Origin of the sequence: Exiguobacterium sp. s48, assembly GCF_018617395.1 — a bacterium.
Classification (GTDB): domain Bacteria; phylum Bacillota; class Bacilli; order Exiguobacteriales; family Exiguobacteriaceae; genus Exiguobacterium.
The window spans coordinates 1,631,812-1,645,806 of the sequence record NZ_JACSKC010000001.1; the positions used below are offsets into that span (position 1 = coordinate 1,631,812).

10 protein-coding genes are annotated in these 13,995 nt (G+C 51.2%); 5 read left to right on the top strand and 5 right to left on the bottom strand.

Features of this window, described 5'->3' with window-relative positions:
- Positions 1–9: 9 nt before the first annotated feature.
- Both KNO66_RS08255 and KNO66_RS08260 read right to left on the bottom strand, forming a co-directional pair.
- A complete protein-coding gene (locus tag KNO66_RS08255; protein ID WP_214741966.1) occupies positions 10–1,842 on the bottom strand; it encodes an FtsX-like permease family protein in 1,833 nt (610 codons plus the stop codon).
- Positions 1,829–2,590, bottom strand: a complete 762-nt coding sequence (locus tag KNO66_RS08260) for an ABC transporter ATP-binding protein (RefSeq protein WP_031422457.1) — start codon at positions 2,588–2,590, stop codon at positions 1,829–1,831. The genes KNO66_RS08255 and KNO66_RS08260 overlap by 14 nt, the downstream gene beginning before the upstream one ends.
- A gap of 106 nt (positions 2,591–2,696) precedes the next feature.
- On the opposite strand from KNO66_RS08260, the gene KNO66_RS08265 reads away from it, so the two are divergent.
- Together KNO66_RS08265 and KNO66_RS08270 are read left to right on the top strand one after the other, a co-directional pair.
- Positions 2,697–3,383, top strand: a complete 687-nt coding sequence (locus KNO66_RS08265) for a response regulator transcription factor (protein WP_214741967.1) — start codon at positions 2,697–2,699, stop codon at positions 3,381–3,383.
- 12 nt (positions 3,384–3,395) lie between these two features.
- Complete coding sequence (locus KNO66_RS08270) at positions 3,396–4,769, top strand: sensor histidine kinase (protein ID WP_353048549.1); 1,374 nt, start codon at positions 3,396–3,398, stop codon at positions 4,767–4,769.
- Between the two features lie 13 nt (positions 4,770–4,782).
- Here KNO66_RS08270 and KNO66_RS08275 read toward each other — a convergent pair whose 3' ends face one another.
- Positions 4,783–6,630 carry a sensor domain-containing phosphodiesterase gene (locus KNO66_RS08275; protein ID WP_214741969.1) on the bottom strand — a complete coding sequence of 616 codons (1,848 nt, stop codon included), beginning with the start codon at positions 6,628–6,630 and terminating at the stop codon, positions 4,783–4,785.
- Positions 6,631–6,912: 282 nt separating this feature from the next.
- Between KNO66_RS08275 and KNO66_RS08280 the strand changes: the two genes are divergently transcribed.
- Positions 6,913–8,685 (top strand): C40 family peptidase, encoded by a 1,773-nt coding sequence (locus KNO66_RS08280; RefSeq protein ID WP_214741970.1) that lies wholly within the window; start codon positions 6,913–6,915, stop codon positions 8,683–8,685.
- Between the two features lie 112 nt (positions 8,686–8,797).
- Positions 8,798–11,494 (top strand): EAL domain-containing protein, encoded by a 2,697-nt coding sequence (locus KNO66_RS08285; RefSeq protein WP_214741971.1) that lies wholly within the window; start codon positions 8,798–8,800, stop codon positions 11,492–11,494.
- A gap of 11 nt (positions 11,495–11,505) precedes the next feature.
- Here KNO66_RS08285 and KNO66_RS08290 read toward each other — a convergent pair whose 3' ends face one another.
- Entirely contained in the window at positions 11,506–12,234 is a 729-nt protein-coding gene (locus KNO66_RS08290) for a DUF3784 domain-containing protein (protein WP_214741972.1), read from the bottom strand.
- A gap of 97 nt (positions 12,235–12,331) precedes the next feature.
- A complete protein-coding gene (locus KNO66_RS08295) occupies positions 12,332–13,573 on the bottom strand; it encodes a UDP-glucose dehydrogenase family protein (RefSeq protein WP_214741973.1) in 1,242 nt (413 codons plus the stop codon).
- Between the two features lie 104 nt (positions 13,574–13,677).
- Between KNO66_RS08295 and KNO66_RS08300 the strand changes: the two genes are divergently transcribed.
- Positions 13,678–13,938: a hypothetical protein gene (locus KNO66_RS08300; RefSeq protein ID WP_214741974.1), complete on the top strand. Its 261-nt coding sequence runs from the start codon at positions 13,678–13,680 to the stop codon at positions 13,936–13,938.
- The last annotated feature ends 57 nt before the right edge of the window (positions 13,939–13,995 follow it).

A 13,995-nucleotide genomic window follows, 5' to 3' on the forward strand; every position in this document is an offset into this window, starting at 1 on the left:
TTTCTCTCCTTACCGAACCGCCGTCATGAAGCGACGAACCGTGATGCCATAATAGACCGCATAGATGGTCGTATAGACGCCCATCCAGACGAAAACTGGTATCGTGAAATTCATGCTCAACAAGTTTGAGAACGCGACGAGCGCCACGGTCGCATGTAGAATCCCGAGCGCGAACGGGGCAAGAAACACGACGAGGATTTGTTGGCGCACCGTCCGGCGCACGTCCCGGTCGGATATGCCGATTTTCTGTAATATCGTATACTTCGCCCGATCATCCTCTGCCTCCGTCATCGTTTTGAAGTAGATGACGCTACCGGTCGCGACGAGGAAGACGAGCCCAAGGAATGTCCCGACAAAGAGAAGCGCCCCGTTCATCGCCATCGTCTCGGCGTACACGTCCGGCGCACTCGAGAACGATTCGAGCCCGAGTCCCGCTAGACGCTCGGACTGGTCACGCTGATCTTTGAACGACTCCGTGAGAGCGACATGATACGTCTCGCTCGGTTCCGTCATCGTCTTGAACATGTCGTCGGCCACAACGAGGAACGACCCGCCGAACGTCATCACGTTGAGCGGCGACTCTTCAAGACGCGTCGACACGTCAACCGTCTGTCCTGACAGTTCGACTGATTCGAGTTCTTCCGAGTAACGTTCGTCATAGAACGGGTCGACCCATACGACCTCATCCTGTTTGAACGGTGCCGGTTCTGCCACACCGAGACCTTGCAGGAGATGACGGTATGTCGACTCATCGATGACCCCGAGTTCACGCTCTCCGTACTGCGCTTCCGTCCGAATCGTCTTTTGCTCGACGCTTGATTCGAATGTCGCTCCGTCCACCTCAACCGCCTCCCCTTTCCAGGCATACGTATAAGGTGTATACGAGGCGACATTCTCTTCCGCGTAATAGTAGACGCTGAAGATGGCACCACCTGCCGTGATCGCCGTCGCGCTGATGATGCTGATCAACGTGAGCGTCTTCGCGTTCCCACGAATGCGATAGAGGAGCTGTGATGTCGTCAACAAGTTGAGCCGTTTCCACGACCAATGCTCCTTCCCTTTCAACCATGTCAAAACGAAAATCAAGACACTATGGAAGAGAAGCGCCGACCCGATGACACTCAATCCGATGATGAGCAGCGGCATCGCGAGTCCGAGCGTTTTCCACAGAGAGGACGTCATCAGATCCTGAAGGGCGAGCCAGTACGCCACTCCAATCGTGAGGACGCCCGTGAGCGCGACCCAACCTTTTGCCGTCGGCACCCCTTCCCCACTCTTATCCGCATGGAACAAATCAATCAACTTGAAGCGATAGATGACCCGGTAGCCTTGGAATGATGTGAAGAGAAAAATCGCAAGAAAGACGAGGAACGTCTCAATGAATGCCGACGCCGAGAAAGCGAATCCAATCTTCAAGTCACTGTCCATCAGACGCATCAATAGTTGGAGGAGCGCGTTCGCCCCGAAAATTCCGAGAATGATCCCGATGACCAAGGACACCGCTCCGATGACGATGTTCTCGAACAAGAGCAAGAGCCCAATCTGTTTCTTCCGGACCCCGAGTAATGAGTAGAGCCCGACCTCACGCTTACGCCCTCTCAAAAAGAAGGCATTCGAGTAGGCGATGAACAGGGCGACGAACAACATCAAGATGAACGTCGACGTGCTCATCAACCCACTGATCTTCTTCGACGTTTCCGCAAGCGCACTGATCTCATGGCTATGCTTCAGTGTCGCGAACGTGAAGTAGATGACGATGGAAAAGATGGTCGTCCCGACATAGAGTGCATATCGCGACAGATTCCGTACGACGTTCTTCTTCGCGAGCTCAAATAGCGTCATCGACCGCACCGCCTTTCGCGAGCTCCTCGAGAATCGATTGGTAGAATGCGTCCCGTGAGGCGTTGCCGCGAATGAGTTCTTTCTTCAACTGTCCGTCCTGAATATAGAGGACTCGGCGACAAAAACTTGCGGCGAAGGCGTCATGCGTCACCATCATGATGGTCGTCTCCGCTTCATTCAATCGAGCAAGGGTATCTAAGAGATCGGTCGCCGACTTCGAGTCGAGCGCACCCGTCGGTTCATCGGCAAAGATGAGTTTCGGGTCCGAGATGAGCGCCCGACAAACGGCCGTTCGTTGTTTCTGTCCACCTGAAATTTGGTACGGATATTGCTCGAGAATCCCTTCGAGCCCGAACCGTTTCGCCAATCGCTCGACCTTTGCGCGTGTCTCGTGAACCGGCGTCTTCGAGACGGCGAGCGGGAGCAACATGTTTTCCCGGACCGTCAATGAATCGAGCAGGTTATAGTCTTGAAAGATGAACCCGAGATGATCACGCCGGAAATCGGCGAGCGCCTCCTCGTTCATCGATGCAATGTCGTCACCCTCGACTAAAATCTCACCTGACGTCGGTGTATCGATTGTCGCGAGGACGTTGAGTAACGTCGACTTCCCAGCCCCGGACGGTCCCATGATTCCGACGAACTCCCCATGCTCAATGGTGAAGGAGACGTCATCGAGCGCTCGGAACGTCGCGTCCCCTTTCCCATATGTCTTTTGAATCGCTTTTACTTGTAATAATGTTTCCATGTTCAGCACCTCTTTCTGTCCCTTACATTACGCCCCCTGTCTTAACCCCAACTCACGCGTACCTTACAAAATCCTTACGTGATATGCTTAGAACGAGGTGATGACGATGGAACAGCCACGGATTCTCATCGTGGATGATGAACAAGACTTATGTACGTTGATTCAACGCGCGCTTGAAAAGGAAGGATTTCATGAGATTCGGACCGCCCACACGTTGAAGGACGGGTTGGACGTCTTCGAGACGTTTCGCCCTCACTTGGCGATTTTGGACGTCATGTTGCCGGACGGGGAAGGCTATCAGCTCTGCCAACAGATGCGGGCGCAGTCCACTATTCCGATCCTCTTCCTATCTGCCAAATCGGAAGAAGTCGACAAACTGCTCGGCCTCGCCATCGGTGGAGATGACTACATCACGAAGCCGTTTAGCCCAAAAGAAGTCGCATTCCGCGTAAAGGCACAGCTTCGACGAGTGTCGATGATGGAAGCGCCGATGGAAAAGACGACCGTCGGCCCCTTTCACATGAATGAAGACGAGACGGAAGTGTACGTGAACGGGGAACGACTGGAATTGACGGCGAAGGAAGTCGGTCTCCTCGCCTGCTTTTTACGCAACCCGAACCGGATTCTCAGCAAGGAGACGCTCTTCACGCAAGTGTGGGGTGAGTCATTCTTCGGATCGGACAACACCGTCATGGTCCATATCCGACGTCTGCGTGAAAAAATCGAACCGAATCCATCCGAACCGACGTATATCAAGACGGTCAAGGGACTTGGCTATCGGTTGACGGTGTAAGGAGCGGTCATGATGAAATGGAAACTGACCGGTCGCTATTTGTTGTCGATCCTCCTCATTGTCGCGCTCGTCGTCTTCTTGAACATTTCAATCTTGTTCGGTCTCCTCGTCAATGACCGGACGGGACTTGACGATGTGGAAAGCAACTCCGGAGAGACATTTACCCGAAACTTCAGTACGTATCTTTCGCTCAAAGATGGTGAACCTGTCGTATCAGAAGCGGGGCGCGAGGCCCTTCGCCAGTCTGGTGCATTCGTCCGCTTTTTAGATGAGACGGGACGAGTCGTCAGCGAGATCGACGCCCCGAGTGGACTACCGGACGCCTATTCTCCGATTGAACTGATTCAAATCTATAAATATATGGATGACGACCTCCGACTCTATTTCATCGCGGAATATGAATCGTACAGTTATCTCATCGGTGTGCCAGAGGCAAGTGAACGTCGGGTGCTCTTCATGTTAGACGAACAGGCGGTTCTTTCGTATATCACAAAGGCGCTCCTCTGGATACTCGTCGTCGATTTGCTCGTCGCCGCCTTGATCGGTGTATTGTTCAGTTCACGATTGACGCGCCCCGTCTACCGCTTGACCGAGCGGATTCAGCAACTGAAACACCGCGACTTCTCGACCGCTGAACCGAAACGTGTTGGCATCTATCGCCCCGTCTTCCACGACTTGAATGCCGTCTCACAGACACTTCAAACTTATGAACGTCAGCGCGCAGAACTCGATGACCGTCGAAAAGAATGGATGAGCAACGTGTCTCATGATTTGAAGACGCCACTCGCCTCCATCCAAGGGTACGCCGAACTGCTCGACGATGATTCGCTCGACGACACCGAGCGCAGACAATATGCCCATGTAATCGAGCGTCAAGCTAAGTATATGAAGGAACTGCTCGACGATTTCAATTTGACGATGCGTCTGCAGCATGGTGACTTCCCACTTACCCTCGAAGAGACAAACCTCGAGCCGTTCGTCCGTGAAGTCGTCATCGACGTATTGAACGACTCTCGCTTCAGCGAGCACCACATCGAGTTCGAGGCCACTCAAGCAGCGACCGTCTTGCTCGATCGGCACTTTATGAAGCGGGCCTTGCTCAACTTCTTGTATAACGCGTTAATTCATAATGACGAGTCCGTGCACGTGACCGTTCGAGTCGACGATGATGTCGTGACGGTTGTAGATGATGGACACGGGATTGCCGAATCCGAATTACCTTATATCTTTGAACGCTATTACCGGGGCACGAATACGGACGACGCACGCGGAAGCGGCCTCGGCATGGCCATTTCACGGGACATCATCGAAGCCCACGGCGGGAAGGTCGAGGTCGACAGTACACTCGGATACGGTACCACGATTCGAATCACATTCACGGCATAAGAAAAAGGGACGCTCAGGCGTCCCTTTTCTGTGTCGTATAGTCAGCAATCCATCTTTCGAGTTCTTCAAGCGGTAACGGTCTAGAGAAGTAGTATCCTTGCATCTCGTCACAACCGAGTTCGCGCAACGCGTTCCACTGTTCGATTGTCTCGACCCCTTCACACACCGTCTTCAAATTCAACCCACGCGCCAAGTCGACAATTGATTCGACGATGACGTTTCCGGTCGGGTCATTTTCAGTCACTTGAATGAACTGACGATCGATTTTAATTTCATGGATCGGATAGTGCTTTAAATAGACGAACGCCGAGAACCCGGTCCCGAAGTCGTCAATCGAAATTGAAAATCCTTCTTCTCGGAATGCGATGAAACGATCGATGACGTGTTGCTGGTTTTCCATCCCCACACTCTCCGTGATCTCCAAGGTCAAATAGCTCGTACAGACCCCTTCTTCCCGAGCGATTTGGGCAAATTTTTCGACGACTCCTTCAGATAGAAAATGTCGTGCCGATAAGTTCAGCGCGAGCTCGTAGCGGTCTCCCCGATTGTGCCACTGTTTCAACTGCCGGCAAGCCGTTACGAATGCCCATTCTTCTAAATCGATGATGATTCCTGTCGATTCAGCGAGTGGAATGAAGTCAAGCGGTGGTACAAGCCCTCGTTCTGGATGATTCCAGCGCATCAATCCTTCGAATCCCCTCAGTTCTCCCGAGGACGCATTCACTTTTGGTTGGAAATAGAGTTCAAATTGACCTGCGAGCACCCCGGTCCGAAGATTCATTTCTAACAATAAGCGTTCGGATGCCTCCTGTGCCATCTCTTCTTCAAAAAACGCAATGACACCCCGTTTCTCATCTGCTTGACCTGCCACGACGCGGGTCGTATGAATCATATCTAACGTAGAGCGACTCTCCTTCTCGATCGAAATGAAGGCACTTGTGGTCAAGACGACATCCAATTCATTAATTCGATAAGGAACTCGCGTGACTTGCTCACATAAATGTTCCGCAATCGAACGCACTTTTCTCCGTTCGCCATAAGGAATCCAAATGACAAATCCCGATTGTGACGTGCGCGCAATTCTTGATTCATCGATGACCTCTCGCAACCGTCTTGCCATCTCTTGTACGATGAGATCAGACGTTTCGGTACCAATCGCATCCTCAATCGATCGGAAGTCGTCTGCACGAATATAAACAATAGACCCTAAAAATCCTCTCGTCTGCTGACGCAATGCATCGACTTCATCGACAAACGCATACTTGTTCATCAACCCTGTTAGCTCGTCCGTATAGGCTAACTGATGAATTCGTTCATCCACTAACCGTCGATCGAGCCGGAAATACAAAATTGCGATAAAGTCTGTGAGCGTACTGACGATTAATTCCTCAAGGTAGTTCCACTCTCGCGGTAAAAATGTCTCGCAACAAACGACACCTTTGGCACGATTGTTCGCATAAATCGGAGCATCGAGCATCGAATGAATGCGTTGGCCTTCCACAAAATATTCTGTATAGAGCTCCTTCACCCATGGGTGATTTCGAACATCCTCGAATGCAAGAACCCGCTCCGTCTGTAGTGCGTCAAAATAATCCGGCGCAAGTTCACGATACACCGTCAACTCTGGATAATGCGTCCCTGACTCGTGAGAATACGCGACTTGACATGTAATGGATTGATACGATGGATCGAAGTGCCAGATGGACACCGTATCAACCGCCAGCATATCGGCGACGATTTCACACATATATCGAATGGCTTCCTGTACCGTTTCTTCGGTCACAATCGGCATTCGTACGAGCTCGAACAGTTTCTCTTGATGTTTACGATATGTTCGGTTTGAAAAGTTCTTCTCGACCATGTCTCTGCTACCTCACCCATTTTAATTTGACCTAATGATAGCACGAAACATCTCCCCTTACGTTTTCCAAAATTCAACAGAAAGTCAATACTTCCTTCTTTTTCGAATCGATTAAATATCCATTTTTACCCATTTATAAATTATTGACCTGCTTTTAAAGAAAGGGAGGTGTATTGACCATTTGAACCATTGCTTGTGCATTTCATCTCGCCTTACAATGAACTTGTATTGTTTCACTTGTTGAATGATTTCGTTCTCACTCTTTTGAAAGGATGTGACGCTATGAATCCAAAGTCTGGTCTCACCTATTCATTCGCGGCACTTGCAGCAATCAGCCTAGTTGCTCAGGCGGATGAAGTGTCTGCGGCGAGCACTCACACCGTGCGTTCGGGTGACACGCTCTGGTCCATCAGCCGCTCATACGATTTGTCCGTTGCAACCATCAAATCATTGAACGGTCTCTCTTCCGATCACATTCGCGTCGGTCAAAAACTGAAGCTCACAGGCAGCCCCTCTGCTGGGACAGGTGGTTCCTCATTAACCACGACGAGCACGAATCGTGTCACGACGACACACGCATTGAACTTGCGAGTCGCCGGTGGAACGTGGCATCGCGTTCTTTTGACGATTCCTAAAGGTACGACGCTCACTCCAATCCAAACGAACGGATCATGGACGAAAGTCAGTCACGGCGGACAAACCGGTTGGGTGCATAACGATTACTTGCAAAAGGCATCGACCTCTAGTAGCACTGACAAACCGACAACGGTCACGCCGAGCACGACAACGGCACAAACGAAAGCAAACTTGAACCTTCGTTCCTCGAAATCGACGAAGACGACCGTGTTGATCACCATTCCAAAAGGAAAGACGGTCACTGTCCTATCAGTTGAAGGGTCTTGGTCAAAAATAAAGTATGGATCGAAAACGGGATATGTCGCCAATACATATTTAACGACATCAGGAGAGGCGACACCGACGAATCCGAGCACAGATACATCTCTCAATCAATCGTTCGTCACGACCGCGAACTTGAACGTGCGCCAAGGTGCCGGAATCGGCTACGCTCTCGTCACAACGATTCCGAATGGAACGGTCGTTCAGGCGACGAAACAGTCCGGTAGTTGGTACTATGTCACGTATAACGGGAAATCCGGATACGTGAGTGCCGGCTATTTGAAACAGACGTCCACGACACCGAGTGACCCGGCTCCGAACGAAGGAGATGCCGGTGCCGGCAATGTGGCTGTCGATTACATCGTCAACACCCCATCCTTGAATGTCCGTTCGAGTTCATCGACGAACGCGACCATCATCGGGAGTGTCAAAGCGGGACAGACGTTACGCGTCGTCCAGTCCTCGAAAGGCTGGCTACAGATTTATTACGGCAATACGGTTGGATTTGTCGCCTCGGCTTATGTGAAAACCGTCCCGAAAGGCTCGGCAGACGGTCCGTCTTGGGTCGAAGGATCTTATGACGCCAACTCGTATTATACGTACTACCCGACATCGATTCGGTCCCAGGCGAACGAGTCGAGCAACACGGTCGGTTCGACACTGCGCGGGGAACTGTTGAATGTGATCGGAGAGACGGCGACCCACTATCGCCTCTCGTCAGGATTCGTCGCAAAATCAGCTGTCACCGAAATCAAAGGACAAAGCGCCCAGTCGACACGGCTTTCGACCATCCAGGTGGCCAAGCAATATGTCGGCACACCGTACGTATGGGCGTCGTCTAGCCCGACAAACGGTGGATTTGATTGTTCCGGACTCATCTATTATGTATTCAATCAATCCGGTGTCAGCATCCCACGGACGAACGTGGCCAATTATTGGAGTGGCGCTTACTTCGGATCACAATTACCGAAGTCGTACGTCCCTCAAGCAGGCGACCTCGTCTTCTTCGAGAACACGTATACCGCAGGACCGTCACACATGGGCATCATGATCAATTCCGATACGTTCATCCATGCCGGTTCATCTGGATTAGGATACAACCAAATCAGTAAAGAACCGTATTGGCAGTCACGCTTACTCGGTTATAAGCGACCGTGACTTTGGTCACGCTAAAAAACCCGACGAAAGTCGGGTTTTTCTTTCGTTTTGCAGGATTTTCATCCTGCGACCCGAAAACGGAAGTATGATGAAGGAAAAAAGGAGGTGCCGGATGGGTCAACCCCGTTTTGCTAAAATTCCATATCGTACCTACACGATGGCGCTCGCGGTCGCTTGTCTCATCGGCGTCCTATTGTTCGGGCTTGGCATGAGCTTTTATTGGCATGAAAAACAAGAAGCCATTGACGTGACAATCGCGAACTTGAAACAGGCGGCCGATTTGGCTGGCGTTGAGGCGTATGTGACGTTGTTCGAAGCAGCGACGCGTTATGAAGCTCAATCCAATCAGACGACGTCGTTCCTATCCACACCGTATAAAGAACGCGCTTTGCAATACAACGAACGACTATTGAACGACTTCGAGGCAGGTGTGAATGAACGGGAGCGTGAGACGCTCCAGACGTTTTCTCAGGATTTGACCCGGATTCTTGACGAAGAACAGTTCGACGCAGTCCCGACCGATGTCATCAGTTCCATCAATCGACGCTGGCTGTATCAAGCGCTCGAACAGACGAATCAGTCGAATGCGGCTTATGAATTGACCGATGCCATCATGCGGATGCAATCAATGCTTATGCGAAATGGAGATGCCTTGTTCCGCGAACCGGTCGACGAGACACAACTCGAAACGAGCGTGGACATGGTTGTCGGTGAAGCTTCGCTCATTCAATCCATCCTCGAATCGAACGAGACGCTCCAAACGAAAGCGATTGTAGATGTGGCAGAAAGCGGGCAATCATTCTCCAATATGGCGAATCGCGAGGCCTCCTTAGAAGCCCGTTATGTCAATTCGACGAACGTCTACGAAGATGCTTACGGGGCCCTTCGCTCGGTTCGTTCGACTTCCGAGACGATGCTTCAAGAAGAGAGTAAACATTACAGAATTCTTGCCACTGCGTCATTTGTGATGACGTTACTCTTATCGCTTGGACTCCTATTCTTGCTCTACTATACGCGCAATCGTTACAATCACGATTTGGCACATCTCAAAGCACGGGCACTCGCCATCGACCCGAGTCTAGCACCCGTCGAGGCGACATTCCCGAAAACGCACGACTTCCGCGGAATCGAGGACGAATTACGTGAGATTGCCGCAAGCGTACACTCGACCGTTCATGAACTCGAGAATCAGTCACACGACCTCGTGCGCTACCATGAGCGGTGGTCATCCCTCTTTTCCGAGACGGGACTTGCTATCGCGTTAATGGACGACTCATATAATTTGATTGAACGAAACGAGATGTTCCGGCAGTTTTTCGGTGACCGGAACTTATATGAGATCAACCAATTGTTCACCGAGACGGGTCGCCGCCTGTTCGAGCAAGCGCTTGAAGGTGTGACCGATCAAGGGACGAGCGCCCAGTTCATCATTCATTTAAAGGGAGAACATCTCCGCTATCTGAACGTGAAACTGACGCCGCTCAAACGAGAAGAAAAGATGACGTATTATCTCATCGTCGAGGATGAGACGGACCGGGTCGAACGGGAACGAAAAGTCGACCGCCTCGTCCGGTTCGACTTAGCGACCAATCTCTATAATGAGTATGGCTTCATCCGCAAGTGGGAAAAACAAGAGATTGACGGCGTATTCGTCCTCATTCGGATTCACGATTATCATCACCTCGTCGACTGGTATGACCCGGCGTACGCCGACCTGCTTATGATTGAGTTCGCGCGTGCCGTCGAGTCCCGTCTTTCGAAATATGCCCAACATCTGTTCGGACGATATCGAGACGACACGTTCATGCTGTATGTCAAAGGGTTCTCGTACGAAGACGAGCATGAGTTGTTGGAACTCTTCCCAACAGAAGTGACGGTGAATCATAAACGACAAAACGTTCACATTCAAATCGGAGCGACCGAGACGGAGGCGACGTACAATGATTGCCTGTTCAAAGCGATGAAGGCACTGCAACACGCCAAAGAGACACGCACCCCCTCGGTCTGGTATGACTCCGAGATTTTGGCCCAGATGCAACTCGCCGCACTGATTGAACAAGCGCTCCCGGATGCTATTCGAAAAGGTGAACTGACGGTCGCCTATCAACCACAAGTTGAATTGAAAACAGGTCGCATCGTCGGAGCCGAGGTGCTCGCCCGTTGGACCCATCCGGACATCGGCGTCATTCCTCCGAACGAGTTCATTCGCGTCGCGGAACGGTCCGATCAAATTCTATGGCTCTCCCATAATATTCTCGACCAGACGATTGCACAGCTCGTCGCGTGGCAAGGAACTGCGTTTGAAGACATCTCCTTGTCGTTCAACTTGTCGGCCCACTCGGTCGACCCATCCATCGTGACGAAGCTTCGGGATTCGATTGAAGTCTATCCATGGCTCCCGGATCGGTTGAAGATTGAATTGACCGAATCGTCGGATATCATGTCGTATGCGAGCGAACTCGAGCGGTTAGAAGATATCGCCGACCTCGGCTACTGCCTCTCGATTGACGACTTCGGGACGGGATACGCTTCATTCGAAGCGATTTGGCACCTTCCGATTCAAGAAGTGAAGATTGACCGGATGTACGTGAGTGGGAAGGCGAAAGAAAGTACGTCCTTCTTACGTGCCGTCTCGCGCTTTGCGAACGAGCAACAGCTGACTGCTCTCGCTGAAGGGATCGAGACCGAGAACGACTTGTCGCGAATGCTTCGTGAAGGTGTCGAGCTCGGGCAAGGTTACTACTTCTCCCCCGCTTTAGACGCGGCTGCATTCGAATCATGGGTCAACAAAAAGGGACACTCGCATTGAGTGTCCCTTTTTCAGCGTGAACGAATGGCTTCATATAATTGCCTCGTCTCTTCGACCGAAGACTGATTGAGATAAATCGGTTCCTCTGACCAGTCGAGTCGAATGACCGGTTCGACATCACGATCGATAAAGAGAAGGACATCCTCCCCTGCCTCCGTCCGAAAATGACCCGTCAGACGGGTTCCCGTGTCTGCTCCGTTCGTCCGACGCGCGATCTCCGGCAACGTCGCCCATGTCACATTGTCCACATCATCAAATGGGACCTCACGACCATAACTGCCTTCGATCACGATTGCCTCATCCGTCACGGTCACCTCCGTCGGTTGACTGAACCAAAACAAGAGGGCCGGCACACCGACGAGCAAGACGACGGACACGATGATGATGGGAATGAGTCGCTTTTTGCCGTCCGGTCTCAAGCGTCCCGCTTCATCATAAATGTTGCCATCATAGCGCTGCATCCGCCAAAGCATCCCGACAATGAATACCATCAGGACGAGAAAGAACGGTTCGAGCGGGACGTTCCAGCCAGCCAAATCGATGAGCGCAATGATGAGAAACATCGCACCAATGCCGTAGCACATCCAGGCAATCAGTCGCGCCACTTTTTTGATGTCGACCCGCTCCTGTCTCTCTTTCGACATCGTATTGTAGCCGGAAATCAGATGGTACCAACCGAATCGGTCCACCGCGAATCCGAGCGTAATCACGATTCCTGCAACTAATATAAGAATCCACATATGCCTCGCCTCCTCTCCTTTCTTTACGTCTCGATACTCACAAAAGATTCACATCTCGCAAAAACAGGACCGCCTATATGCGCGGTCCTGAACAGGTTTAGTTTGAAGTCGGTGTGTTCGACGGACGTTGCATCCGTCCGATTCCTTCGTACGACACATCGCCTGGGTCACGGGCGAACTTCCATGCGTTCCGTGCATCGATCAATCGGCGCTGGCGCATGCCATTGAAGGCATCTGGTGCCAAATTCACGATCTCATCCCATTCTGTGACGAGAATGGCATAATCGGCTCCCTCCAAGGCCTCTTCGACCGTCGTCGCTTGTGGATAGTCCCATGTGGCAACCGGGTCATACCCGATCACGTCCACGTCACGGGCCACCATATGGTGGGCAAGTAAGATCGATGGGGCATCCCGCATATCGTCCGTTCCCGGTTTGAATGCCAAACCAAGGATGGCCACGCGCATGTTCGGTTCAACGTTCAATTTTGAGAGCACATACTCGATTTGCGACTCATTCACTTTTGCCGCAGCCCGGATGACACGCAGGTCAATCTCGTTCTCACTCGCGACGTGAAGGAGTGCATTCATGTCTTTCGGGAAACAAGAACCCCCGTAACCGATCCCTGCGTTCAAGAATGAACGTCCGATACGTGGGTCAAGTCCCATTCCGTCCGCAATTGTTGAAATGTCCGCGCCTGCTTGATCAGCTAAACGCGACAAATCGTTCATGAAGCTGATTTTCGTGGCCAAAAAGGCGTTTGAGGCGTATTTAATCAGTTCTGCGTTAATCGGCGTCGTACAGATGAGCGGAACACCGAGGCGTCCGTAGATACCTGCCAACTCTTCTGCGACCTCTAAATTTTCACATCCGATGACGACACGGTGTGGTTTCATGACATCTGCGAGGGCACGTCCTTCTTGTAGGAATTCAGGTACAATCGCAAACGTATGAGAAGGGTACATCAAATTTAGTAAATCCGTCGTGCCAGGTGGGACCGAGCTGCGAATGACGATTTTATGTTTCGTGTTTAGCTCCGAGAGGACCGCTTCGATATAGGATAAGTCACAGCTTCCATCCGGCTTGCTTGGTGTCCCGACTGCAAGAATCAAATAATCGACCTGTTGCGTATCCTCGATTCGGCTCGTCAATTGGATTTGATCGGCGTGTTCTTGTAACACCTCTGCCATGCCTGGTTCATGGAATGGCGGGTGCCCACTCATGAGAAGGCGTAACTTCTCTTCGTCCGCTTCAACCCCGACCACGTGATGACCGGCTTTTGCCAAACCACAAAGTGTAGCCAATCCAACGTATCCTAAACCAACTATTCCAAATTTCACATCAGTTCCTCCTTCAATCATCTTATATAAGCGTACCGAAACACGCCTAAGAAGTGAAGCTTCTAACACTCTCTCGATATTCTTTGCTATAATGAGTCAAAATGATGGGTGAAAGGACAAACCGCATGGGCTTAATCGCTTTTTTCTTGGTTACATTGTTCGTTTATTTTTGGCTTCCAGTCCGGGGGGGACTGAAAACATTTCTACTCGTTTTGATCATGGTGAGCGGATGGCTCTCCATCTTCGAATTGGTCTCGATTCTTGAAGCGAGACCGTGGGTGTTCGCACCCATTCTACTCGTCATTGTTGCTGTGATTTGGAAAGTACAGCGCGACCGCAAACGAGAGCTAAAGAAAAGTGTTTGACCTCGGTCAGGCGCTTTTTCTTTTTGTACTATTCTACACAAGGTGTAAAGCTCCTGC